The 24751-nt window shown below is 35.1% G+C and carries 26 protein-coding genes, 1 tRNA gene and 1 pseudogene; 10 read left to right on the forward strand and 18 right to left on the reverse strand.

Annotated elements, in window-relative coordinates; translation table 11 throughout:
* Positions 1 to 54: 54 nt before the first annotated feature.
* The 6 genes from NPX36_RS08315 to NPX36_RS08340 form a co-directional block, all read right to left on the reverse strand.
* Positions 55 to 801 carry a hypothetical protein gene (locus tag NPX36_RS08315; RefSeq protein WP_257498273.1) on the reverse strand — a complete coding sequence of 249 codons (747 nt, stop codon included), beginning with the start codon at positions 799 to 801 and terminating at the stop codon, positions 55 to 57.
* A 402-nt stretch (positions 802 to 1203) separates the two neighbouring features.
* Positions 1204 to 1650 carry a UPF0158 family protein gene (locus tag NPX36_RS08320; protein ID WP_257498274.1) on the reverse strand — a complete coding sequence of 149 codons (447 nt, stop codon included), beginning with the start codon at positions 1648 to 1650 and terminating at the stop codon, positions 1204 to 1206.
* Positions 1643 to 1987, reverse strand: a complete 345-nt coding sequence (locus tag NPX36_RS08325; RefSeq protein WP_257498275.1) for a DUF3024 domain-containing protein — start codon at positions 1985 to 1987, stop codon at positions 1643 to 1645. The genes NPX36_RS08320 and NPX36_RS08325 overlap by 8 nt, the downstream gene beginning before the upstream one ends.
* 1023 nt (positions 1988 to 3010) lie before the next feature.
* Complete coding sequence (locus NPX36_RS08330) at positions 3011 to 3217, reverse strand: hypothetical protein (protein ID WP_257498276.1); 207 nt, start codon at positions 3215 to 3217, stop codon at positions 3011 to 3013.
* Between the two features lie 282 nt (positions 3218 to 3499).
* Entirely contained in the window at positions 3500 to 3661 is a 162-nt protein-coding gene (locus NPX36_RS08335; protein WP_257498277.1) for a hypothetical protein, read from the reverse strand.
* 6 nt (positions 3662 to 3667) lie between these two features.
* A complete protein-coding gene (locus tag NPX36_RS08340) occupies positions 3668 to 4108 on the reverse strand; it encodes a DUF6934 family protein (RefSeq protein ID WP_257498278.1) in 441 nt (146 codons plus the stop codon).
* A 260-nt stretch (positions 4109 to 4368) separates the two neighbouring features.
* Here NPX36_RS08340 and NPX36_RS08345 point away from each other — a divergent pair, with 260 nt between their 5' ends.
* Positions 4369 to 4692, forward strand: coding sequence for a single-stranded DNA-binding protein (locus NPX36_RS08345; RefSeq protein ID WP_257498279.1), 324 nt, complete (start codon positions 4369 to 4371; stop codon positions 4690 to 4692).
* A gap of 74 nt (positions 4693 to 4766) precedes the next feature.
* Here the strand turns inward: NPX36_RS08345 and NPX36_RS08350 are convergent.
* Positions 4767 to 4871, reverse strand: a pseudogene (locus NPX36_RS08350) (histone deacetylase); the annotation flags it as partial.
* A gap of 417 nt (positions 4872 to 5288) precedes the next feature.
* On the opposite strand from NPX36_RS08350, the gene NPX36_RS08355 reads away from it, so the two are divergent.
* The 4 genes from NPX36_RS08355 (at position 5289) to NPX36_RS08370 (ending at position 7366) form a co-directional block, all read left to right on the forward strand.
* Positions 5289 to 6002 carry a head GIN domain-containing protein gene (locus NPX36_RS08355; protein ID WP_257498280.1) on the forward strand — a complete coding sequence of 238 codons (714 nt, stop codon included), beginning with the start codon at positions 5289 to 5291 and terminating at the stop codon, positions 6000 to 6002.
* Between the two features lie 68 nt (positions 6003 to 6070).
* Positions 6071 to 6430 (forward strand): hypothetical protein, encoded by a 360-nt coding sequence (locus tag NPX36_RS08360; RefSeq protein WP_257498281.1) that lies wholly within the window; start codon positions 6071 to 6073, stop codon positions 6428 to 6430.
* A 19-nt stretch (positions 6431 to 6449) separates the two neighbouring features.
* Positions 6450 to 7175, forward strand: coding sequence for a head GIN domain-containing protein (locus tag NPX36_RS08365; protein ID WP_257498282.1), 726 nt, complete (start codon positions 6450 to 6452; stop codon positions 7173 to 7175).
* A 117-nt stretch (positions 7176 to 7292) separates the two neighbouring features.
* A tRNA-Met gene (locus NPX36_RS08370) sits at positions 7293 to 7366 on the forward strand.
* 520 nt (positions 7367 to 7886) lie between these two features.
* On the opposite strand, the gene NPX36_RS08375 is transcribed toward NPX36_RS08370, so the two are convergent.
* The 3 genes from NPX36_RS08375 to NPX36_RS08385 all read right to left on the reverse strand — a co-directional run bounded on the left by NPX36_RS08375 (position 7887) and on the right by NPX36_RS08385 (position 10867).
* On the reverse strand, positions 7887 to 8840 hold the full coding sequence (locus NPX36_RS08375; RefSeq protein ID WP_257498283.1) for a fasciclin domain-containing protein: 954 nt from the start codon (positions 8838 to 8840) through the stop codon (positions 7887 to 7889).
* Positions 8841 to 8905: 65 nt separating this feature from the next.
* Positions 8906 to 9670 carry a tryptophan-rich sensory protein gene (locus tag NPX36_RS08380; protein WP_257498284.1) on the reverse strand — a complete coding sequence of 255 codons (765 nt, stop codon included), beginning with the start codon at positions 9668 to 9670 and terminating at the stop codon, positions 8906 to 8908.
* A 750-nt stretch (positions 9671 to 10420) separates the two neighbouring features.
* A complete protein-coding gene (locus NPX36_RS08385) occupies positions 10421 to 10867 on the reverse strand; it encodes a hypothetical protein (RefSeq protein ID WP_257498285.1) in 447 nt (148 codons plus the stop codon).
* Positions 10868 to 11383: 516 nt separating this feature from the next.
* Here NPX36_RS08385 and egtD point away from each other — a divergent pair.
* The 3 genes from egtD (at position 11384) to msrA (ending at position 14371) form a co-directional block, all read left to right on the forward strand.
* Complete coding sequence (gene egtD / locus NPX36_RS08390) at positions 11384 to 12367, forward strand: L-histidine N(alpha)-methyltransferase (RefSeq protein ID WP_257498286.1); 984 nt, start codon at positions 11384 to 11386, stop codon at positions 12365 to 12367.
* Between the two features lie 13 nt (positions 12368 to 12380).
* On the forward strand, positions 12381 to 13571 hold the full coding sequence (gene egtB, locus NPX36_RS08395) for an ergothioneine biosynthesis protein EgtB (protein WP_257498287.1): 1191 nt from the start codon (positions 12381 to 12383) through the stop codon (positions 13569 to 13571).
* 128 nt (positions 13572 to 13699) lie between these two features.
* Positions 13700 to 14371 carry a peptide-methionine (S)-S-oxide reductase MsrA gene (gene msrA, locus NPX36_RS08400; protein ID WP_257498288.1) on the forward strand — a complete coding sequence of 224 codons (672 nt, stop codon included), beginning with the start codon at positions 13700 to 13702 and terminating at the stop codon, positions 14369 to 14371.
* Positions 14372 to 14406: 35 nt separating this feature from the next.
* Here the strand turns inward: msrA and pdeM are convergent, their stop codons facing one another.
* The 8 genes from pdeM to NPX36_RS08440 all read right to left on the reverse strand — a co-directional run bounded on the left by pdeM (position 14407) and on the right by NPX36_RS08440 (position 22329).
* Positions 14407 to 15063 carry a ligase-associated DNA damage response endonuclease PdeM gene (pdeM, locus tag NPX36_RS08405; RefSeq protein WP_257498289.1) on the reverse strand — a complete coding sequence of 219 codons (657 nt, stop codon included), beginning with the start codon at positions 15061 to 15063 and terminating at the stop codon, positions 14407 to 14409.
* Positions 15060 to 17513 (reverse strand): ligase-associated DNA damage response DEXH box helicase, encoded by a 2454-nt coding sequence (locus NPX36_RS08410; RefSeq protein WP_257498290.1) that lies wholly within the window; start codon positions 17511 to 17513, stop codon positions 15060 to 15062. The genes pdeM and NPX36_RS08410 overlap by 4 nt, the downstream gene beginning before the upstream one ends.
* A 1-nt stretch (position 17514) precedes the next feature.
* Positions 17515 to 19095: an ATP-dependent DNA ligase gene (locus NPX36_RS08415; protein ID WP_257498291.1), complete on the reverse strand. Its 1581-nt coding sequence runs from the start codon at positions 19093 to 19095 to the stop codon at positions 17515 to 17517.
* Positions 19092 to 20102: a ligase-associated DNA damage response exonuclease gene (locus NPX36_RS08420; protein ID WP_257498292.1), complete on the reverse strand. Its 1011-nt coding sequence runs from the start codon at positions 20100 to 20102 to the stop codon at positions 19092 to 19094. The genes NPX36_RS08415 and NPX36_RS08420 overlap by 4 nt, the downstream gene beginning before the upstream one ends.
* Positions 20103 to 20228: 126 nt before the next feature.
* Entirely contained in the window at positions 20229 to 20399 is a 171-nt protein-coding gene (locus tag NPX36_RS08425) for a phosphatidate cytidylyltransferase (protein ID WP_257498293.1), read from the reverse strand.
* Between the two features lie 148 nt (positions 20400 to 20547).
* Positions 20548 to 20802 carry a SemiSWEET transporter gene (locus NPX36_RS08430; protein WP_257498294.1) on the reverse strand — a complete coding sequence of 85 codons (255 nt, stop codon included), beginning with the start codon at positions 20800 to 20802 and terminating at the stop codon, positions 20548 to 20550.
* A 130-nt stretch (positions 20803 to 20932) separates the two neighbouring features.
* Positions 20933 to 21517, reverse strand: a complete 585-nt coding sequence (rsmD, locus tag NPX36_RS08435; RefSeq protein ID WP_257498295.1) for a 16S rRNA (guanine(966)-N(2))-methyltransferase RsmD — start codon at positions 21515 to 21517, stop codon at positions 20933 to 20935.
* Positions 21514 to 22329, reverse strand: a complete 816-nt coding sequence (locus NPX36_RS08440) for a DUF3822 family protein (RefSeq protein WP_257498296.1) — start codon at positions 22327 to 22329, stop codon at positions 21514 to 21516. Before NPX36_RS08440 ends, rsmD begins: the two co-directional genes overlap by 4 nt.
* A gap of 55 nt (positions 22330 to 22384) precedes the next feature.
* On the opposite strand from NPX36_RS08440, the gene NPX36_RS08445 reads away from it, so the two are divergent.
* Both NPX36_RS08445 and kdsB read left to right on the forward strand, forming a co-directional pair.
* Positions 22385 to 23809 (forward strand): ATP-dependent DNA helicase, encoded by a 1425-nt coding sequence (locus NPX36_RS08445; protein ID WP_257500732.1) that lies wholly within the window; start codon positions 22385 to 22387, stop codon positions 23807 to 23809.
* Positions 23810 to 23898: 89 nt separating this feature from the next.
* The gene (gene kdsB, locus NPX36_RS08450) at positions 23899 to 24636 is read left to right on the forward strand and encodes a 3-deoxy-manno-octulosonate cytidylyltransferase (protein WP_257498297.1); all 738 of its coding nucleotides are present in this window, start codon (positions 23899 to 23901) and stop codon (positions 24634 to 24636) included.
* The last annotated feature ends 115 nt before the right edge of the window (positions 24637 to 24751 follow it).

A 24751-nucleotide genomic window follows, 5' to 3' on the forward strand; every position in this document is an offset into this window, starting at 1 on the left:
GCAATTTACAAAAAAATAGCCCTATAGTATGATAGAGCTATTTTAGTCTTAATTTTAATTTGCCTTTTCAGGGAAAGAAGCAATTGTGTCTCCTTTATCATCAAAGAAATCGAGCTTTGCATTGTTTTCTTTGTCCACATAAAACATTGCTCTTGGCATTCCTTTATCATCAAAGAGAAACAGACCGTTGTTTTGGCTTCTTGATTTTCCGAGCATCACACGTGGTACTCCACCTATCAAACCCTGTTGCTCATATTGTTTGTATTTTTCCTGCATTGCTTTAGGATCCTTTTTACCAAGTTCCTCCAGTTCTTTCATAATTTCTGCAGTTTTTAATTGCGATTCTTTACTTGGTCGGTCGTTAAAAGCTAACGTACTGCTCACAAATCTATTATCGCCTTGCCCTGCATCCTGTGTAAGTAGTTGCATCACTTGGTCTCCATCATATTGGTCGTATGTTAATGAAAGTCCAGAAGAATGTCCATTTTCAGTTTTCTGCCCATCATAGATAAATCCACCACATTCAATACCATCTTCATTAAAAAATAACATTCCTGAACGTTTTTTTCTTCCCTCATTGGTCGGTCTGTCATTTATTATGTCAGTTCCGTTAGGGAAGCGTTCTACATTTGTAATGATCATTTTTACCGTTCCGTCTTTTTCTACGATGTTGATTCTCTCGACATCTATTTCACTAAATTTTTGGTTGCCTGTTTTTTTAAATGCAGTCGATGTAATAAATGTAATTCCTACAACAGTAGCAATTGCAAAAGTTCTTAAAAACACTAGTTCTTTGTTCATCTTTTTAAATTTTAAAGTTTGATGAAGCAAAAGTATTTTGTAGTTATTTCTTTCTCAAGAACAAAACAATGAATACAGGAAAAAATCGGTTGAGATAAGGAAGATTAAACGTGAGTCAGTTTTAGAGTGTCGCACAACGGGGCGGCGGCTTTGCGAAGTTCTTTTTCCGAGCTTGCTCGGGGAAAGGATTTTGCAAAACCGCATGATGTGCGAAGTTTGCGAAGCGACAAGCGCATCGTGCGGTGCAGGCGCCGCCCCAATGTAGCGAAAGAAGCGTAAGCGGATTTCGCTACATCGTGTTTGTGTATGATTAGTGGCGTGTTGCAGCACCTAATTTAGTAAATAAAAACCGAATATAAAATCCGCGAGGGTTTTCGTAAGTAGGCGAGAACAAGCCATTAATTATACACGGTGTCGTGCGCTGGCTTTTCTACTTTCTAATTGATTTTTTACTATTTTTTCTAACTCTCTTTGTTTAAAATCAAACCAGTTTTGTCTAAAATCGGAATGGTCAATTTTATACCTAAAATTCTGAAACGGTTTTTTATTTGCCAACACGTTTTCTAATTCAGATTGAAGCTTTTTGTCGGGTAACCGCTCAACAAAAAGTTCCATTATTTTAAAATTCTCAAAACTTTGTAAAACCTCGATTTTGATAAAATCCGCTTGATGCTTCTTTACTTTTTCTAAATCCTCGCGAAAAGCCTCTTTAAAATCATCTTCGTCTGCAATATGGAAAAAGTTGGGTATTGTTACAATTTCATTAGTTTTAGAATTGTAATAACAATCAAATCCGCAATCTAATTCCTGCGCAATTTTTTTGATTATATTTTGTCTAGAATTATCCAAAAAAGCAAGCGTGTTTATCTTCTTTTATAATTTCTATAATTTTATCTAAATAAGTAGATTTGGAAAACGGTTTATAAATCTCCCATTTCCCACTTGCTCTCATCCAATATAAATTCCATTCTTTTCTTGATTTATAATATCGGATTTTGGCGAAATCAAATTGTTGTTTCTTTTTTTCGTCTTGCCAATCTGGTCGAATTTCAAACAGAATTATAACTTTTCCATCGTATGAATATCCAATATCAACTTGTTTTCTAATTTCAGGATTTTCGGGACGTAACGATTCCACATACCTTTTTATACTGGATTCATTTATGTCTATCGTTTTGTTTGTCATTTATTTACGATTTTTTTCAGCTTGCGCACATCGGTTTCGGCTATGAGTAGTTGCGTGGTTTAGCACTCAACTTTGCAAGTACACACCAAACTGACACGAGCACGCAGTGCGAACTGGCGAAGCAAAATCCGCAAGGATTTTCAGAAGTAGGTGAGAACAAGCAATTACTTATAGCCATTGTGTGTGCCCTGCATATGCAGGACACACCCCGAAAGCTTTTCAAATAGTTCAAAAATACAAATTTAGTTTTAAGAACCAAGTTTTCGGGGTGTTATTTTTCCAGAGGGTGTGAGTCCCTTACGAGCGGATTGAACCCCGAATCGTTAGCAAGCTGCAAGGTGGTTTATCGTGAGGTATGCACTGAAGGAAGCAGGACTGCAAAAGTCTGTACCGACGAACAGAAAGTACATAAGAGGCATAACAATAAGGATGAGTATCCACAGCAATACGAAGTCCAAAACAGTGTTCTGAACATGCTATTAAATCAGATTATTGTTATGTAGATGTACCGGCGATAGACGGAAGGAAAAAGCATTTACCAGGGGAGGTCTTGGCAATTACGAGTTAATCAAGCCAAGAAGTCAGCAGAGGTCATAGTACTTGAAAGTAACGAGATGCGAATAGATACCGCATAGGCCTCACAAACAAGGAAGGACTGAACGTAAATCTCCAAGAAATTCGACTAGGAAAGTTAGCTTAGCCTAGTCTTAAAGTAAATTATGGATAGCTCAAAAGGTGTAAAGAGCTTTTGATTGATGATTTACGAACCGCCGTATACGAGAACCGTACGTACGGTGGTGTGAGAGGCTCTCCCTGTCAGTTTCTGGCAGGGCAGTCTACTCGATTAGCAGATGCCGTTTTTTGAATTATATAACATTTCTAAATGATTTCTTTTTAAGTATCATTTAGAAATCAGTTTTTTGTTATTTTGAAATCATTCGTGTTAATTCTTAATAAAAAGTCTATTTTAAAATATATTTATAGCTTTTAAAATAGACTTATATTTGAGCTTTTATTACAAAATTATCTTCGTAATAAGTTTATTCTGTTTTTTGCGAAACTGAAAATATTGGTAATTGAAAAAGAAATAATAAAAATTATTCCAATCATTGCAAAAAATTCCACAAATCTCATTGTTGCACTAGGTTCTTTTGCATCTCCGTCCATTAAAAAACCAAAAATTGTAATTCCGATAGATACTATTAGAATGTTTAAATTTTTTTTACTCATAATTTTAATTTTTAAAAGTTATTTATATTAAACGTTAATTTAGTTTGATTATTATTTTTACGCACAATTTTTTCTACGGTTTCTGCTAACGGTCCGCGTGTATGTGTCAGGAGCGGATAAGAAAGCCTAAACTTTCGATTATTGACTGACGCAAGCAAAACCATTTTCTATTTGCTAATTTACACTTTTCCAGCGAATAAAAAATGGTTTTGCGACATAGATAACCGAAAATTCGATTTAGACTTTAGCCGCTCTTGCACATACACGATGTTAGCCGATGTGTTATTTTGCAACAACTTTTTTGGGCAATCCAATTCTTTTGAGCATCTCATTTGCCTTTTCAAGTTTTTCAGGAAACATAACTTTATTGTCAAATTTGTCCAAAGATTTGTCAATTGCAACTATTGGTATTTTCCTTTTTTTTAATTCTTTTTCAATTTTCATAATACTTTATTTTCTTCTTACTAAAAATCCGTTATATTCAATGTCAATTTTGAATTTATCCCAATCATTCTCTAATTCTCCATAGATTTCAAAATCTCTTTTTACTTCGTTTAGAAATTTTGTAATTCCCATCCGATAAAGTCTTGTTCTTGCTTTTGTACTTCCAGTTGCATAAATCCAAACATTAGGATATTTATCTGTGAAAGCATAAAGTGTCGCAACAACGGTTGCTAAAACTTTTTCACTATCTCCATTGTTTGAAATCACTTTATCATCAATTTCTCCCGTTTCGTGATTTTTATCTCCAAATGCAAGATTATACAAATCTTTGAGGTTGGTTTCTTGATATTTTACCAGTTTCTGAATTGTTCCTTTCGTTCCTTCGCTTGTAAATTCAAAGGTCATCATTCTTTCGCTGGAACTTAATGCATATTTAGGTAAATTCATTCAAGCAATTTTTACAAATTTACAAAATTTTTGACTCAGTAAATCACACGATTTTTTGAAACATATCGGCTAACACCCAAATATACGAAAGTTTCTTAATTAACAAAAAATAAAATACGAAGCCATAAATATCTGTAAATAAATTATATATTCGACAACAAACATTTACAATCGACTACAAATGTTTAACAACCGAATAAAATTTGCAAGCTGTCGCAACTTTGTACCAAATCATTATTTAATCATAAATTTTATACGCCATGAGTACATTACGCAACAACGTTCGCTTAATCGGGAGAGTAGGCAACACACCAGAAACCAAAACTTTTGACAATGGTACAAAAGTAACCTTATCGCTTGCAACCAGCGATTATTATTACAACGATAAAAAAGAAAAAGTGGAAACCACCCAATGGCACAACATCGTTGCATGGGGCAAAACCGCTGAACTGATTCAAAAATATGTTGAAAAAGGTAAAGAAATTGCCGTGGAGGGTAAACTTACTTATCGCACCTACGAGGATAAAGAGGGCATCAAGCGCAGCATTACCGAAATTGTAATCAGCGAAGTGCTGTTTTTCTGAAACAAAAATCGGTAGTGACTTATAGCATTTCCACAGATGCACAGATATGTAATCTCTGCATCTGTGGTTTCCTTCTATATCAACAAGTCACGGGCTGCTTTAAAGGTGTTTACATGGGCTTGCAATATAGTTCGCAGGTCGGGTGAATAACCCCCACCCATGCTGCACTGCATGGGGATATGCTAATGTTTGATAGGCTCAAATCATTTTTTATATTGAAATAGCTTTTATTTAAATAAAAATCCGCACTACATCATCATACGTGAATTAATAAACTAGAGGTCTGTTAATTGTGTTTTTTACGAAGATATATTCTTGATTTTGCTGATTAAATTACTAAAAATAGAATTTATCGGATTTTTTTATCATGTAATAAGATGCATGAGTTCTATAATAGTGTGGAGTATCGTATAAAAAATTATTCATTTGCAATCATTCTATAACACAATAAAGCTTTAGTAAGGTTTTGATATCATTCCACAGCCAATTTTCTATGATAGATTATTATAAGGAACGCATTAAAAAAAGGAAGAGGTTTTGTTTGGTAAGAATTTCAAAATATAAATTGTTTTTTGTAGCTTTAAACAAAAAAAGATATGAAAAAACAGGTAATCATAGTGTTTTTAAGCGTTTGTTTGTGGTCGTGTTCCAAGAAAATAGGGCTTTCTGGCGAAATCATTAATCAAAAGAAGCAATTGGTTTCTTATGAAAGTGTAGTAAATAATTCTTCAGCAAGTATCGAATTAGACACCTCTGTTGCTCCAAACGAGTTGTTAGTCACCGGTGATAAATCATTGGTAGAGAATTTGCTCATTGAAAACAAGGGCAGTTTATTAAGTATTTCTAATAAAGAATCGATATCCTATCAAGGTGAAAAAGCACCATTGATTATAAAAATGAACAATCCCCATTTACAAAAAATGGTTATAGCAGGTTCGGGCTCTATTGCAACCAATAATATCACTCTTACAAATGATATTGAATTCCACATTTCAGGTGCCGGCGAAGTAAATGTGAAGTTATTCAATAACAACACTGCGGTTTTTGTGACGGGTGCGGGCGATATTCGCTTGCGTGGGGTTAGTAATGAGCTAAAGGCTAATATGTCGGGAGCAGGGAACTTAATTGCCGAAGATTTAACCAATAAATTGTCAGACATAGAAATTTCAGGAGCAGGAAATGCCAAAGTAAACAGCTCGGAAGAAATAAATATTAAAATATCGGGAGTGGGCAATTTAGATTACAAAAACCACAAAGGATTAAAAATAAAGCAAAAAGTATCGGGCATTGGAAGCGTAAATCCTTATTAAAAAAAACAACAAAACCAATTTTCATTTCCGTAATTTTATAAATAGATTTGTTTGCATTAAAAACAAATATGGGCACATTAGTAATTAGCAAAAAGGAAAACAACACGTATAAATACACCTATAACAATCGCAAAGGAAATGTGGTTTTTACCAGCAACAGCTATGCTTCAAAAGCACATTGCTTAAGCGAAATCAATATATTAAAAAGAAATTTTACAATTATTCAATTCATACATTACAAAACACCTTCGGGGAAATTGTTTTTTAAAGTAAACCTAAACGACCATATTTTGGGCGTAAGTAGAAAGTTTACCACGCCGCTTTTAATGGAAAAAGGATTGAACGATTTAAAAAACAATTTCATACGCTCAGAAGTATTAGATTTTACCGAAGATGTGTTTGAAATGTTACCAGAGGAAGTATTCTAACCTAACAAATATTTTAATTATGAAAAAAATTTTAGCACTGTTTTTTGTATCGTTGATAACGGTAACAAGCTATGCTCAAGATCGAAAAATAAAAGGAAACGGCGTGGTTCAAGAAAAAAATCGCCGAGTGCAAAAATATACCAAAGTAGTGATAGATGGTGATTTAACCGTTGAATTGCTAAACAATCCTTTTAAAAACACCATCCGAACATCTGGCGATGGTAATTTGCATCATTTGGTTCAGGTAAAAGTGGAAAATCAGGTGTTGACTTTAAAACGCAAGCCCGGATTTGTAGTAATAAGCCAAACAGAACCATTAAAAATCACGCTTACAAGCAAAGATATAGAAGCAATTTCCATGATGGGTGATAAAGGGAGTATTAGCAATTTAGGAGCAATTGAATCAGGTGAATTAACCCTTTCAAATGCAGGTTCTGGAACGATGGATTTAAGAGTGAAAGCCGAAAAATTGATTTTAAACACCGAAAATGAAGGCAGTATTCGAGTAGAAGGGAATGCAAACACTGTTAAAATAGATCATAAAGGAAACGGTGAAATAGACATGAAAGATTTGTCGAACTTTTTTACTGAAGTAACATCTACAGGTGCTGGCGACATTTATACCAATACAGTAAACGGAATCGATGGAACGATAAGCGGCAGTGGAAATTTGTACTATCGCTTCACAAAAACAGTGAATGTAACCGAGAACGGAGAAGGAAAAGCAATAAAGAAAGAGAATTAAGTTGTTCAAAAACAGAACAGTATAAAAGTTGTAAAAAAAAAGCGTTTTTTTAGTTTCATTTTTCTTTGCAGGCATTAAAATTATTTATACATTTGCAACCGAAATAAGAAACCAAACGGCGAGGTAGCTCAGTTGGTTAGAGCGCAGGATTCATAACCCTGAGGTCACGGGTTCAACTCCCGTCTTCGCTACTAAAAAGAGAATTACGAAAGTGATTCTCTTTTTTTATTCTGGTAAGTAAAACTCATATATAAAAGTATCCCAATCAAAACCTGAGGATTAGGAAAAAAGTTTTGATAGCTTGAAGAGGAAAAAATGATTTGTCTTTTACGCCTCAGAGTTGTATTCTGAAGTTCTTGATTTTCACGTTGAAGCTTTATGTGATCACAATCAAAAGGCTAGATTTTTTTGTTTTGTAGAATTTAGTTTTACCACAGATATATAGATTTACTCAGATTTCTTTTTTTACAATATACAGTAATACAATCTACATCATACAGCAATCATCAGCTAACCGCAATAGGGATTGCAGCCTTGTTGGAGCTCTTTGTTTTTGATAGAAAACAAAAGCGACGGCGGAAAGCCCGACCTGAAACGTTAGTGGAAGGAATTGCCCTTAAAAAATAAAATATAGACTGGCTATTTGCATAAAAAAACCGCCTCAACTTGTGAGACGGTTTGAACACTCAATAAAATAACATTTAACTATTATTATGGAAGTAAAACTCGGTCAATTAAATGAACTACGCCATTTGTTGCCAGCATATTTACTGATGTAATTACAGAAGATGTGCTGTTTCCATTGCCTTTTACGGTTGCTTGATTTCCTAAAGCTACCATTAATGTTCCACCGTTTGCTGTGGTTAGTGATTGACCGTTTGATAGGTCAGATGAGAACGCACGCGCTTCGATTAGGTGGTAAGTAAGGATAGATGTTAAAGTTGCGGGGTCTGCACTTTCTATTGAGGCAATGGTTGGAAAACCAGCGTCTATAAATGCTTGATTGGTAGGTGCAAATACAGTAATGTTGTTTTGGGTTGCTAGTATATTTGCAACGTTTACTGAACCTTCACTTGCACGCAATACGGCTGCTACTAAGTAGGATAGGTTGGGATTTGCTTGTGCCATTTGCACAATATTTTGTGTTGGCGGCATTAATACACGCTCAATTGAATGGATAACTCCGTTTGATGCGGCCATATCGGCAGCGGTTACTTTCCAACCGTTTACAAATACCCCTCTGCTGTCTTTAGTAACGTATATTTTGTCGCCACCAACAGTTGTAACTTCGGCGTTCGGTCCTGCGGGTACATCTGCTGCCATTACTTTTGCTGCCAATGTATGGTATAATAAAATATCGCTTAATGCGTTTTCTGAAAGGCTGTTAATGGTTTGTTGGGAAATACCCGAAGCTGCAAATGCTTGATTGTTAGGCGCAAACACGGTGAAAGGTCCGGTGCCATTAAGTGTTTCTCCTAAATTTGCTTTTGTTACAGCGGCTTTCAATAAACTGTAATCAGCATTTTCGCTTACAATGGTTGCGATTGTTTTTTGCTGAGGCATCATTGGTGTTGACTCATCGTCGTTACACGAAGTGGTTAATGCAAGGAATGCGAATGCAAATGTTGCACCAGCAAACTTTTTTAAGGATGTTCTAATTTTCATAATTAATCAATTTAATAGTTATATAATTTATAAGGATTTTAAGTATTCACTAAACATTTTTTCACTTAATCTGTGGGTATTATTTTGTGCATTAAACGGTACAAACAAACTGATAATATGGCTATACATACAATAACGGCTGTGATTACAATATTAAAATTTTCATTAAAATTACTTACCGCTACTGCTGCAACTCCCCAAGCAACGGCCACACCAAACGCAATTGCATTGTACTTCCAACTAATGAATACCCCAATGATTCCTGCAATGATAGTTAAGCACATTGCCCAACCCGCCTCTGTGAAAATTATTGGTTGCCATTCTATTTTTGTAAGCCAAACGGCTGTATTTGCAATGAGCGCTACTGAAACCCAACCGGCATATAAAGCAAATGGGCATGTAATGAATAGGTTTCTCACTGCAATTTTAGGTTGCAATTGCTGACTGTTGAGTAGAATGCTTAGCAATAAAATCAATAACACAATCATCAAAATCAGGCACACAAGAATTGCATCGTTCAACCAAAAATAAACCCATAAACAATTAACAACGTTGGTGGCTATAAACGTGAGCCCTATGGAATCTATGATGGAGCTATTATTTTTTTTTGTTAACTGATAAAAACTATATATGGTATGTGCAATCAATAACAAATAAATAATGCCCCAAATGCTGAATGCGTACCCTGCGGGTGTAAACATGTTGAAATAGCGGTCTGATATACTTTTCATTGTATTGCTATTCATTGTTCCTGTGTTCAGCAAATAATTCACCAATATGGTTGCCAAAAGGCTAATAAAATTTAGATATATTATTACTTTTTTACTCATAATGATTTAAAATAAGTTATATAAAATCGGTTACTCTAAAAATTATTAGTATGTAAATATACTAATTGTATTCAATATTGTATATTTTTATACTTAATTTTTAACAAAATTTTATAAAGTATTTTTTTATACTATTTTTTAAAGCAAAATGTGTGCTTTTTAAATTAAATGGATCTAATTCGGTTAGTTAAAATGAATTATTTACAATAGAAATTGCTGTGATTGAATTAGTTTTTACAGATAGTTTGAGAGAGTGAAGTTGAAATACTGTATGTTTTTCCTATAAAAAACATTGATTTTTAATTTATTAAGCGATATGTGTTGATTCTATAATTCCGAATTATAAATGGTACATATTGCTTTTTTAGATTTTGAAAAAAAAGTATATTTATATACCATTTTTGATTTGTATACATTATTTTTTGGCAACAAATTGCGGCTTATTTCATCAAATTGTAGAAAAAATCCATCTTTTTTGTTTATTGAAATTACTTAGTTAAGTATTTTTTTTAACTAATTTTAAGAGTGTGAGAATGTTTTGATATAATGCTACCTAGACAAAATGATTTTATCCATGGTTTTAAAGTAATAAAAATAGGAATCAACTTATTTGTATGTAGTTCGTTTATCTGCCGTGAAGATTTTATTGTAAAGAATGCTAAAATGCAAAATCATATCAGTATAACGGTATAAAAGTACTGATTATCAATTTTTTAGTTCTTATTTATCATGGGTTTAGGAATGTAATAATTAGGCCACTACCTTTATATCTAATAGCACATCCATTTGATTTTTAATATACATCTCATTGGCATCATTTAAAAAACCAATCGGTGTATAGTGAATATATCTTTTTCGGTACGATTCAAACAAGGATGAAATTCGCAAATGATCAACTTCTGTTTTTCTGCTGTTTATGTACTGATCAATAATATCTTTTGTTTGGTGGTTGGGATTATTGGCAAACGCTAATAATTCGCCAATTCCGTCGCAAAACCAAGCGCCTAAATCATTTTCGTCTGATAAACATGAAAACGTATTCGTAAAACTGTCAAATTCCAAAACAATGTTTGATTGAAATCTTTTGTTAAAATCTTCCAGATTTACAGATACGATACCGAGGTTGAAAATTTGTGAGCTACTTAAATCTTTTTTGATTTCACGATCGACGTAAATACTTTTTATTGCGGATAACATAGTAAGTTTAGTTTAATAAAACGCCCAATAACTTAATATCGGGCGTTTTTACACCAAAGGTGTCATTTCTATTTCAAAGCATAATGTATCAAACAATTTAAATGCCAAATAAATAGATGTGCAATGTAATAATCTTAAAATCAATTGTTTATTTTTAAAAATAATTTTTTTTCATAAAAACCCACCCACTTTTTATCAAAAAATTATGGTAAAAAAATCCCCACATTGTATAAAAAAACCTTAAAAAGGGATTTTTATATGCTACTTTTTTCTAGTAATGGTTTGTTTATAGACTAATTTTAGGTCAGTCATTTTTATTGTAAATATTTTAAAGCGTTTGTTGCTGCCAATTTTTAAACAAAAATCGGCATATTTTACTCTTATTAAAGAAAAAGCTCTTTGAATGGTCATTATCTTTCTTTAATGTATAAGTCTTGGTTCGAATTTATTAATTGCATGCTCGAAGTTTCTATTTTGGGGCAAGGTATTTGCGTGATTGTTCTAAAATAAATTATTATGAAATCTGAAAATGCTGTTAATCCTCCTGATCAAATCAATCAAAATTCTTCCACTTTTCGAACTGATATTTTGAGGGGATTAAACCAAAAAAATAAAAAACTTCCATCGAAATATTTTTATGATAAAATTGGCGACCGACTTTTTCAAACCATTATGAAAATGCCTGAATACTATCTCACAAATTGTGAACTAGACATTTTTAAAAACAAAACCAGTGAAATTGCCGAAGTGATAATGCACAATCACACACCGTTCGATTTGATAGAATTAGGAGCCGGAGATGCCACAAAATCGGTTTATCTATTGCAACATTTATTGGAAAAAAACGCGGCTTTTAGTTATCTTCCTATCGATATTTCCGAAAATATTTTGTCGGAATTGGTGCAGCAAATGGAAACGAAATTGCCCCAGCTATCCGTAGTTCCCATGGAAGGTGATTATTTTGAAATGCTAGAACAAGCCACCAAACAATCCGAAAACCGTAAAGTGGTTCTTTTTTTAGGAGGAAATATCGGCAATATGGAAGCAGACGAAGCCTTGCTTTTTTGTAAAACACTGCACAGCAAGTTGCATCCTGGGGATATGGTACTTATGGGGTTCGATTTAAAGAAAAATCCGCATACCATTCTTGCTGCATACAATGATTCTGAAGGAATTACGGCAGCATTTAATGTGAATCTTTTAAACCGTATCAATCGTGAATTGCATGCTGATTTCAAAATAGAAAATTTTCAACATTATCCGGTTTATGATCCTGTTTCAGGTGCATGCCGCAGTTATTTGGTCAGCATTTGCAAACAAAAGGTGACAATTGATGATGAAGTGATTGATTTTGAAGCAAATGAGTTGATTGACATGGAAATTTCACAGAAATTCACCATCGAACAAATCCATCATTTAATGAATCGCGCGGGCTTTCAGTCATTAAAAAATATTAGTGATTCCAAAAAATGGTTTATTGATGCTATTTGGATGGCTTAAAAAAAAGAAAAAAATGAATCAAAACACTTCTAGTAAAAATGCAACCAAAAAAACAGATTGGCTGGCAATGTATCGCCACATTCGCACGCATACAGAAACTATTTGCGAACCCTTGCAAACTGAAGATTATGTGGTGCAACCAATAGTTGATGTGAGTCCGCCGAAATGGCATTTAGGACATACTACTTGGTTCTTTGAAACGTTTTTGTTGCAGCCGCATTTGCCAGATTATCAAGTTTTTAACGCCAATTATAATTATGTGTTTAATAGCTATTACGAAACGATTGGAGCACGTGTAATTCGTACCGACAGAGGTAATTTAAGCCGTCCGTCTGTTGCAGAAATTTATCAGTACAGGGCGTATGTAGATGCGCAAATGGCGCTTTTTTTACAAAGTATCCACTTTACGCAGCATTTACATCCGTTATTGGAATTGGGATTAAATCATGAACAGCAACACCAAGAGCTACTTTTGGCGGATATAAAATATATCTTGGGACACAACCCGCTTTTTCCTGTTTACGAATCTAAAAAAATGCCAGAAAACAAAGTGTTTTTAGATGATTCAATGTGTACTATTAACGAAGGTATTTATGAAATTGGTTATAACGGTGACGGATTTTGTTTTGACAATGAAAAGAACAGACACAAGGTTTTTTTGAATCGCTTTCAGATTGCAACATCGCCCGTTACTAATGAAGAGTTTCTGCAATTTATAGAATCGGGAGGTTATCGTGATTTTAAGTATTGGCATGCAGAAGGTTGGGATTGGGTGCAAAAGCATCAAATAGAAGCACCACTTTATTGGCATTTTATTGATGACAGATGGATGTATTACACCTTCAATGGATTGCAGGAAATAAACAGGCAGCAAGCGGTTTGTCATGTAAGCTTTTACGAAGCAGCAGCTTTTGCCCAATGGAAAGAAATGCGTTTGCCAACCGAAGCAGAGTGGGAGGTTGCAGCCGAAGAATTAGATTGGGGAAGTCGTTGGGAATGGACAAATTCGGCCTATTTACCTTATCCAGGGTTTCAAAAAGAAGCAGGAGCTGTGGGCGAATACAATGGCAAATTTATGGTGAGCCAAATGGTTTTGCGCGGAGCTTCGATTGCTACACCAGCAAACCACAGCCGTAAAACATACCGCAATTTTTTCTATCCCAATTTAAGGTCGCAATTCACAGGAATTCGATTAGCAAAGTAGATTTTTTTTATTGTAATTTGGAATTAATGTTAAAATAAAGAAATATTTTTAACGTGTTGTTAGGGAATTCTTTAATCGCCAAACAGTTTATTCTTTGTAATTTTATAATTCACAAAAAGAAAGCAAACATGAAATCATCGATTTTTATTAATACGTTCAGCATCATTTTAGCTAGTTTTTTCATTATGCCTATTTTGGGTTGCAACAAGAAAACTACTGAATTTGCCACCCGAAACACCGCCTCTAATAAGCCATCTATGCAAGTGGTTACAGATACAGCAACGTTTGCGGCAGGATGTTTTTGGTGTGTGGAAGAACAGTTTAAGCAGTTAAATGGGGTGCTTTCGGTTACATCTGGATATACTGGTGGAACGCTTTCTAATCCAACTTACGAAGAAGTAACTTCAGGAAACACGGGGCATGCAGAGGCGTGTGCTATTGTTTTTAATCCACAAGTGATTTCATACAGAGAATTGTTGCAAGCTTTTTTCGTAGCTCACGATCCCACACAATTGAATCGACAAGGAAATGATATTGGTACGCAATACCGCTCGGCAATTTTTTACCATAATTCGGAACAAAAAGAATTGGCTGAATTTTATATTAATGCATTAAACAAAGAAAAAGCATACAACCAGCCCATCGTTACAGAAGTGTCATTGTTCAAAACTTTTTATCCGGCCGAAGAATACCATCAAAATTATTATGAAAACAATCCGGATAAAGCTTATTGCCGATTGGTGATTCAACCAAAACTGGAAAAATTCAAAAAGGTTTTTAAAGAGCAATTAAAAAAATAAGTTGCTAAAATTGTTGGAGTAAAGCAAAGGCAAATTCAATCTTCTTGAACAACAAAAAAACCTGATTCATAAAACCCATAGTAAGTAGTAGCGCCTTTTGTTTTTTGTACGGCCATTCCAGTAAATCCGCTAAATGCAGGTAAAATCAACTGATTTTTTTGAACCACAAAACATGGCAATCTTTTGCTTTTATTTTTTAACAACGGAATTTGAACTCCCGGATGAAAGTGACCCGATATGGTGGGTAACTTTTGATTTTCTAAAGGTTCATGAACCAGCAAAATACCGCAAATTTCCAAATGCTGGTAAATATTTTTAAAACCTAAATTTTTTATGAACGAATCGGACAAACGGTCGTGATTTCCCTTCACTAATTGAAAGTTAATAGTGTAATTTTCTGCGATAAGTAGTTTTAAATCAGTTACTTCTTTGTTGTTTCCGGCGTGGATTAAATCGCCAACAATAAGGATGTCTTTTGGCTGATAATGCGAAATTAGATTTTTTAATCGCTGCAAATCAAGTGTGTGCAAATAAGAAGGCATTGCAATGCCATTTTTCCGAAAGTAGGCACTTTTACCAGAATGCAAATCCGAAAAAATCAATGTTTTTAACGCAGGCCAAAACATGCTTCGCTGATTGTTTAATAGAAATTCTTGCCCGCCAAAATGCAACAATTTTTCGATAATTTTCATTTCTTTTTTTTCTTTAAATTTCGTTCAATCATTCGTTCCAAACGGGTTGCTAAATCTTCACTTGATAGCGATTGCCTTAAACTATCTGCTTTAATTGGAAAACTTAATGGTGTGTATCGGTCTGAAAATTGTAATAACACGGTGCTTTCAGCAATTCTTTGAAAGGTTTTTTGCAGCCGCACTTCTTCTAATTGTTGATTGAAAACTTCAGTGTATGCTTGTTTTACCAATAAATGAGTAGGCTCGTTTTCTTCTAAAACTTTAAAAATAATTCCCGATGATGCCTGAAGCGATTTGTTGTTTCGTTGAGCACCCGGAAAAGTTTGTATCACCAAACCTGCAATCACGGCAATGTCTCTGAACTTGTGCAGCGCCATTTCAGCTGCATTGATGCTTCCCAACACATCATCCATCAATCCGTTACTGCTTAAAAGTTCTTGCAATAATTCTTCATTAATAGGAATGGGTTGGTCTGAAAACAACTCAAAACCAAAATCGTTCATTGCGATGGAAAAACTAATCGGGAAACGTTTACTTATACGATAAGCAATTACAGTAGCCATCACTTCGTGCACAAATCTTCCCTCTAAAGGATACATAAACAAATGATACCCCTCTCGTGTATGAATGCTTTCTACTAGAAATTCTTTTTCAGTGGGCAATGTGGAATAGGTTTTTTGATACTGCAACAAAGGACCTAAAAAAGCAACTTCTTTCGCTTTTGATTCGCTTTTTGCTGCTTCGGCTATTTTTTTTCGCAAAAATGATCCTAAATCGGCACTTAAAGGCAATCTGCCACCTAACCAACTGGGCGTGATGGCTTTTCCTGATGCGTTGCGTACAAAAACCGTAAGTTCTTTCATGCGAACATATTCCAAAACCCTTCCTGCTAATATAAATTTATCTCCTACTTTTAATTTAGTGAGAAAATATTCTTCTACCATTCCGATATATCCGCCCGAAACATATTTTACTCGAAGCATGGCATCGCTCACAATCACACCAATATTTAGGCGGTGCAGCATGCCAATTCTTCTTTTGGTAATCACATATTTCCCGTCATCGGCAACAGACACCCTGTGAAATTCCTCGTAATGTTCGCCCAATTTACCGCCTTTTGTGATAAAAGCCAAGCACCACAACCAATCTTCTTCAGAGATAAAATGAAAAGCGTGGGTGTTTTTAATGATTGAAAATGTTTCTTCTGGATAAAAACCGCCACCCAAAGCCAAGGTTACTAAAAACTGAATCAGCACATCGTATGTTAAAACCAAAGGTTCTCGTTTCTCGATGATTTTATTTTTAAAAGCATCTTTGAGAGCAGCAACTTCAAGCAGTTCCAAAGAATGGGTAGGAACAAAATAAATGGTAGATGTTTCAAAGGGAGAATGACCACTTCTGCCTGCTCTTTGAAGAAACCGGGCAATACCTTTGCTAGATCCTATTTGAACCACGGTGTCAACAGGTTTAAAATCAACCCCTAAATCGAGTGATGAGGTGCAAACAACTGCTTTTAATTGCCCGTTGCTTAGCGATTCTTCAATCCATTTACGAAGATGATGATCTATGGAACCATGATGAAGCGCAATTTGACCAGCAAAATCGGGGTGCGCATCCAATAACAATTGATACCAAAGCTCACTTTGGCTGCGGGTGTTGGTAAAAATAAGGGTGGATCTACTTTTTAAAACAAGTTGTACCACTTTGTTGGTTAGTTTACTACCAAGATGACCAGCCCATGGCAAAACGTCCACATGATCTGGATAAATAGGCACTATTTTTATCTGCTTTTTTTCTTTCGATATAATTTTTATTTTTTGGGGAAAATGAGGCAGCAATACATCCATTGCCTGATCTATATTGCCAATGGTGGCTGTAATTCCCCAAATTTTTAGTGCGGGAAGTGTACTTTTAAGATATGCAATAGCAAGTTCAACCATAACGCCGCGCTTGTTTCCCAGCAATTCGTGCCATTCATCAACAGCAATGCAGGCTACATTTTTAAAAAATTGATTGCGACTTTTTTGCGCTAAAAGTAAATGCAAACTTTCGGGTGTCACAATGAGCACATCGGGCATTTGCTTGGTTTGTTTTGCTTTTTGTTTGGGATCGGTGTCGCCATTGCGCACTTCAACCTGCCAATCGAGGCCAATTTCATCAGCGGCATGTTGCATAGCCCTTGCTAAATCTTTTGCTAATGAGCGAATGGGAGTTACCCAAATAAGTTTTAAACCGGTTTTTGTACCATCATATCGATTCATAAAATCTATGGCAGCAGCCAAAAACACCGAAAATGTTTTACCAAAACCTGTGGGGGCAATTACCAAACCGCTGTATCCTTTGTGGTAGTAATTCCAAGTGCGTTCTTGAAACTCAAAGGGTGTTTGTTGGTTGCGGTGCATCCAATCGGTAATAATTTGGTAACCTTCGGTGGTATTTACGTTTTTCATATTAGGTAATTAGCCTTTTAACATCTTCTAAGTCATCAATTTGAGTAGCGTTTTTATCTTTGCGCCAACGTAAAATTCTGGGAAACCGCAAAGCAACTCCCGATTTGTGCCGACTGCTAAAACCAATACCTTCAAAAGCAATTTCAAAAACCAATTCAGGTTTTACAGTGCGCACAGGACCAAACTTTTCAATGGCATTTTGGTTTACAAATTTACTCACTTCTTGAATTTCTTTATCGGTAAGCCCTGAATATGCTTTGGCAATGGTGACCAATTCGTTGCCGTTTTTCACAGCAAATGTGTAATCGGTATAATAACCGCTTCTTCGTCCGCTTCCTTTTTGTGCATAAATAAGAACCGCATCAATGGTTAATGGATCTGTTTTCCATTTCCACCAATCGCCGCGTTTTCTGCCCGTGTGATAAGGCGAGTGTAGGTTTTTTAGCATTAATCCTTCACTATTTATGGCTCTTGCATTGTTGCGAATTGCCGCTAATTGATCCCAACTTTTTTCATTGATAACAGGCGACAAATGGATAGATTCTTGACCCGGTTTATTGAAATATCTTTCTAAAACAGCTCTTCTTTTTGCTAATGGCTCTGGTCGAAGATCTTGGTTTTGCCATTCCAACACATCATAAATGTACAACGAAACAGGTAGTTCATCAAGCATTTTTTTAGGAAGGTTTTTACGGTTGAGCCTTTTTTGAAGTTCACTAAAATTATAAACTTCTTGATTTTTAACCACTAAAAGTTCGCCATCAATCACAAAATCATATGTAAAATTGGCAAATGCTGCTTCGATTTCAGGAAATTGGTTGGTGATTAGTTCCTCGCCACGCGACCAAATAAAAAACGAACCATCTCTTTTAATCACTTGTGCCCGAATACCGTCCCATTTATATTCAATTTGCCAATCGGAAATATTGCCCAGCGACTCTAAGTCTTTGTCTAGCGCATAAGCCAAACAAAAAGGGTAGGGTTTGCTTTTATTAACTTGCGTGTATGCACCGGTGATTAATCCTTCAAAATCAACATCCTCGCGGTTCCATTCCCCCATAATACTGTGAGTTACCGCCGCTGGTTCCTTATCGAAATGTTTTGCCAAAGCATTTATAACGGTTTTAGAGGAAACACCAATTCTAAAACTTCCGCCAAGCAGTTTGTTAAAAATAAACCGTTCGGTACTGTTCATTGCATGCCAATTAGATACCACATACGCTCGTTTCTCGTCTTCGGTGGCATCTTTCAAAGCTGTGATTTCATCCATATATTGGCTGAGCGATTTTTCGGATCGGGTTTCATAATTGGGTAGCAAAAGGGCAACGGTTTCGCCTAAATCGCCCACAGCTGCATAACTTTCTGCAAAAAGCCACTCAGGCAATTTTGTTTCTTCCAAAATCCATTGTTTAAGCAATTTGGTGGTAACGCTTCTTTTTGGGCGCTTGCCTGTGAAAAGAGACAAAAACCATAATTTATCCTCATTTGAAGCTGTTTTAATAAACAATTCAATAGCTGCTATTTTTTGCAAATTTTTATTGGTGCTGTCTAAAGTATGGATAAGCTGGGCAAATTCTTTCATACGCTTTCCGGTATTTGTTCGTCCTCTTCTTCATTTCCAAAAGCAGTGTGCAGTTCTACTGCATGCATCCCGTTTTCATTAAGATATTTAGCAAAAGCAGCAGTTTGTCCGTGGGTAACATAAACTTTTTCAGCTTCTGTAGCTTTCACAGCAGTTAAAAGTCCGTCCCAATCGGCATGGTCACTCACCGCAAATCCTGCATCGGCACTTCGCCATCTTCTTGCACCGCGCACTTGCATCCAACCCGAACAAACGGCATAAACCATATTAGGAATTTTCTTTAAAACGGTACTTTCAACTAAGGCAGGGGGCACAATTACAACTGCTTGGTTCACATGTTGCACCGATTCACGAAAGTCAACAATTTGATAATCGGGAAGATTAACACCCACGCTTTTATAAGCTTCATTCAATTTTGCAATGGAATAATGAGTGAATAGGGGGGCAACACCGCTTACAGCTTTTAGGATACGTTGCGCTTTTCCAAGAGAATATCCCACAAAGACAGAAGTTTTACCGTTTTTTTGGTTGGCAATGACCCAATCGCGCATCAATTGATTCAATTGTTCCACAGACGACCATTTGTAAATAGGCAAACCAAAAGTGCTTTCTGTTACAAATTCGTGGCATTTAACTGGTTCAAAAGGAATTGACAATCCATCGTTTTGTAACTTGTAATCACCCGAAACTACAGCTATTTTTCCCTTATATTCCATTCGGATTTGAGCCGAACCAATAATGTGACCTGCGGGGTGCAAAGAAACTTTTACCCCGTTTATGGTTAGCGACTCATTGTAAGCAATGCCTTGTACCTGAATATCTTTACCAATTCGGCTGTGAAGTATAGGTACTGTAAAATGATGACACAAATAGCGTTTCATTCCCCAACGGGCATGATCGGCATGCGCGTGTGTTATAAGTGCATAATCAACGGGTTTCCATGGATCAATATAGAAATTTCCGGGTATGCAATAGATGCCATTTTCGGTAAAATTTAGTAAACGCATAAGAAAAACATTTCGTTTGTATTAAAAAGTAATATGCGTGTTTTTTAGCGTGCTTTAATATACCTAAAGCTACTTTATTTTAAGGGAATCTGCAAGCTTATTTTAAAAGAAACTTGCAGATGATTGTTATTTTCGTCCTCTCATTTTAGAAAAAATCCAAAGAATGATTCCAATTACAAGGAAAACAAGGAAGAAAGCCCACCACATTCCTGCTTTAAAAATGGTTTCTACGGCTTCGCAACTGGTAAGTAACAAGCACATAAAGCCGATACTACCAAATAAAAAATATTTTTTCATAGCTTCAATTTTTATATAATTAAAGATAATCATAAAATTTATAAAAAATGGTTTTTTATAGCATATTTATGTTACTTGATGGCGTATAGAGGTTGATTGGTAAAGCCAACTTTTTGATTTTTAGAAGGTTTACAGACGAATAATGCAGTTAATTTTTTTTGTAAACATGATAATAAACATGCAGTGTGACATTTACCAAGACTGAAAACCCGTTAGAGAGAATAATGGGCCATTCATTTTTCAAAACTCCATAAACCACCCAAAGTGCAACCCCACAAATTAAAACAATGATGGTTCCGTGGGAAATGTTCTCCACTTCTTTTTCTTTTAAAACTTTAATGAGTTGTGGAAGCATGGATATAGATGTTAAAATACCTGCTATTGTTCCGATAATTGTTTCCATAGTTAAAAGGTGAGATGGTTAGTTATCCATAAAGATACGCTTTTAACTTAAAGTTGGTAACATAAATATGTTATAATAAAGAATTGCTAATACGTATTTTTAGGGGATTGGTTTGGTGAGCACAAAAAAATCAATCCTCTTCATCAAAATCCTCATCATCGTCATTTGTTTCTTCTTGTTCATACTCAAAAAACGAAAAAATAGAACCGCCATATTTTCTGCTGTTACTAAAACGCTCCAAATGCTCCATCTTTGTTTGCGTAGAGTGTTCAATAATCAATAAACCATCAGCTTCGAGCAATTCATTTTCAAAGATCAATTGGTAGATTTTATCAAATTGTTCTTGCGAAAAATCATAAGGTGGATCAGCAAAAATAATATCGTATTTCACTTTGCTTCGTTCTAAAAACTTATACACATCACTTTTTATCGTGGTGATATCCATCTCAAACTGTGCAGCTGTTTTCTTTATAAAATTAATACAACCAAAATCAGTATCAACACAAGTGATAGGTTCGGCACCCCGCGAGGCAAATTCATAACTGATGTTACCGGTTCCGGCAAATAAATCAAGCACTCTTAGCTCACGAAACGAAAATTGATGGTTCAATATGTTAAACAATGCTTCTTTGCTTAAATCGGTTGTGGGGCGCACAGGCAGGTTTTTTGGAGCTGTGATGCGTCGGCCTTTAAATTTTCCTGAAACTATTCTCATGCGTGCAATAAAATATAATGTTGTTTAAGTTCTTCGTATGTTACAGAAAGTGTTTGGGCAAGCGTTTGCATATCGGCAACCGAAACATGGCGTATAAAACGATAAGCAATCTGGTATAAATCACTTTCGGTGCTTATATTGCCATAAAATGTAACGGCTTGGGTTTCTGGATTTAGTTGCAGTTGTTCAAAAACAAATAATAGATAATAAATAAAATCTTCTTTGGTTTGAAACTCGTAGCTGTTAAAAAAAAGTAATTTTTTTTGTTTCGTGAGCACCAATTCAAAATGGGTAGCGCCCACGTGTACAAAAAGATTGGTAACTGCATCATTTCCAGATTTTGCCAAAAAATGCTGCACCAAAGAGGTGTTTATGTGCTGAAAAGTAAAACTTCCAAAAACATCTAAAAAATAATTGTTAAATGCCACATAAGGCACATAAATATTATTCATATCGGATTGTGGCAAGTTGTCGTAATCAAAATAATCTGTAGGAAAAACCTTGGTATTGTACTGCAAATAGCTTCCCAGCGAAGTTTCATCAAACAAAGCCGTAGGTACAAATGTGTTTAAATTATTATGGTGCAAAACCACTACGTCTTGAAAACCACTTTGCAAAGCTTCTTCCTTATCAAAAAAAACATCTAATTGCTGTTCAATAGTCTTGTATGGATCTAAAGTAAACGACTTTATATGCGAAACCTGATTGCTTACTTGATTTTTAACGCAATAACTAAAGTTTTGTAACGATACTTGTATGTATAATTTTTGAAACGATTCGTTCAACATAATCATAAAATGTATAAGAATCAAAAGTACAATTTTTTTGTTGATTAATAGTATCTTTGTGAAAACCCGATTACAAATAATGACCATTACGCAATTTTATCAACAATTAAAAAACACTTTTCCGTTTGAATTAACCTTAAAGCAAGACGCCTTTTTAAAAAAGATTTCGCAGTTTGTTTTAAGTGATAATCCCGATGAAATTTTTGTTTTAAAAGGATATGCCGGTACCGGAAAAACCACATTGCTGTCTAATTTGGTGCATCAATTACCATTTGTAAACAAAAAATATGTAATGTTGGCACCAACGGGTAGAGCTGCCAAAGTAATATCGAATTACGCCAAGCAACCTGCATATACCATTCACAAAAAAATTTATTATCCCAAAAAAGATAAAAATTCGGGTGTGGCATTTACCATGCAAGCAAACAAACACAAAAACACCATTTTTATTGTGGATGAATCGTCAATGATTTCCGATCATGTAACCGATGCAACCATGTACACGCACGGTTCGTTGTTAGACGATTTAATGTATTATGTGTATTCCGGGCAAAATTGCAAACTCATTATTGTGGGCGATACTGCACAATTACCACCTGTTGGAATGGACGAAAGCCCAGCCTTGAACGAAGATAAATTGGCATTGAATTACCAAATGAAAGTCGATTTTATTGAATTGACCGAAGTGATGCGTCAGGAAGAAGATTCAGGAATTTTATACAACGCCACCGAGCTTCGCGAACAGTTGCAGCAAGAATTTTACGATTTTTTTGAATTCGATGTAAAGCCTTTCAAAGATATTATTCGCTTGCAAGATGGTTATGAAACGCTTGATGCCATTCACGATGCCTATTCTAAGAAAGGAACCGAAGAAACTATTTTTATTGTGCGATCAAACAAACGCGCCAACCAATACAACCAGCAAATTAGAACCCGAATTTTAGACAACGAAAGCGAAATGAGTGCCGGCGATTACATCATGGTGGTAAAAAATAATTACTTTTGGTTGAAAGATTCCAAAACCACAGATTTTATAGCAAATGGCGATATTTTGGAAATTTTACAAATCTATAAACACCACGATTTATATGGATTTCGGTTTGCATCGGTAAAAGTCCGCATGATTGATTACCCCGATATGGATGCCTTTGATACCATTGTTTTGTTAGATACCTTGCATTCCGAATCGGCAAGTTTAACCTACGAAGAATCGAACCGATTGTATCAGGAAGTGTTGCTAGATTATCAAGAAGAAACTACTGCTTTTCGGAGAATGCAAAGGGTGAAAAACAATGAATATTTTAATGCCTTGCAAATTAAATTTGCGTATGCAGTAACTTGTCACAAATCGCAAGGCGGACAATGGGACACTGTTTTTATAGAACAACCTTATTTGCCAAACGGCATTAATAAAGATTATATGCGCTGGTTATATACCGCACTTACACGTGCAAAAGAAAAAGTATATTTAATAGGCTTTAGCGATGATTTTTTTGAAGGGTAGATTTTTCGGTATAGGTTCATATAAAAAACTATGTCCTCTTAAAATTGAAACTTCGTTATGTCTAATTCTATGTTGTTAAAAAATATAAAATGAATAATTTAAAAATAATAGCCGTAATACCGGCACGATATGCATCTACACGCTTTCCTGCTAAATTGGTTCAAGATTTAGGTGGGAAACCAGTGGTAGTGCAAACTTATTTAGCAACGGTTGCCACACAGCTTTTTGATGAGGTTTTAGTGGCAACCGACCATGAGATTATTTTCAATTTATTAAAACAGCACCATGTAAATGTGGTAATGAGCAGTGATTCGCATAAAAGTGGTAGCGACCGTATTGCCGAAGTGGTAAAGAATATCGATTGTGATGTCGTAGTAAACGTTCAAGGCGATGAACCTTTTGTGAGTAAAGAAAATTTAGAAAATTTAATTGCTATTTTTAAAAGCGATCTTGAAAAAAAAATAGATTTGGCATCTTTGATGTTCGAGATTGATGATTTAGAGACAATCAATAATCCAAACAATGTAAAAGTGGTAGTAGATCAAAACTTGAAAGCTTTGTATTTTTCGAGAGCAACCATTCCGTTTCCGCGAGATGGAAAAGCTTATGTGCCTTATTACCAACATATAGGTGTTTATGCCTATCGAAAAAATGCATTATTAGATTTTACTACTTGGCAAATGAAAGGTTTAGAAGCCACTGAAAAGTTGGAACAACTTCGTTATTTAGAATATGGAAGAACCATACAAATGGTGCTTACAAACCATATCGGTATTGGTATTGATACTAAAGAAGATTTAGAAAAAGCCCGATTACTTTGGAAGTAATACTGATACAGTAATCGTTTTTATCCAATGGGTTATAATCAATTTTAGATCAATAAATGGAATTTTTTCCATCCATAAATATTTGTGAGTTAAACGGTAGCAACTATACTATAAA

The organism is Paenimyroides aestuarii (genome assembly GCF_024628805.1).
Classification (GTDB): domain Bacteria; phylum Bacteroidota; class Bacteroidia; order Flavobacteriales; family Flavobacteriaceae; genus Flavobacterium; species Flavobacterium aestuarii_A.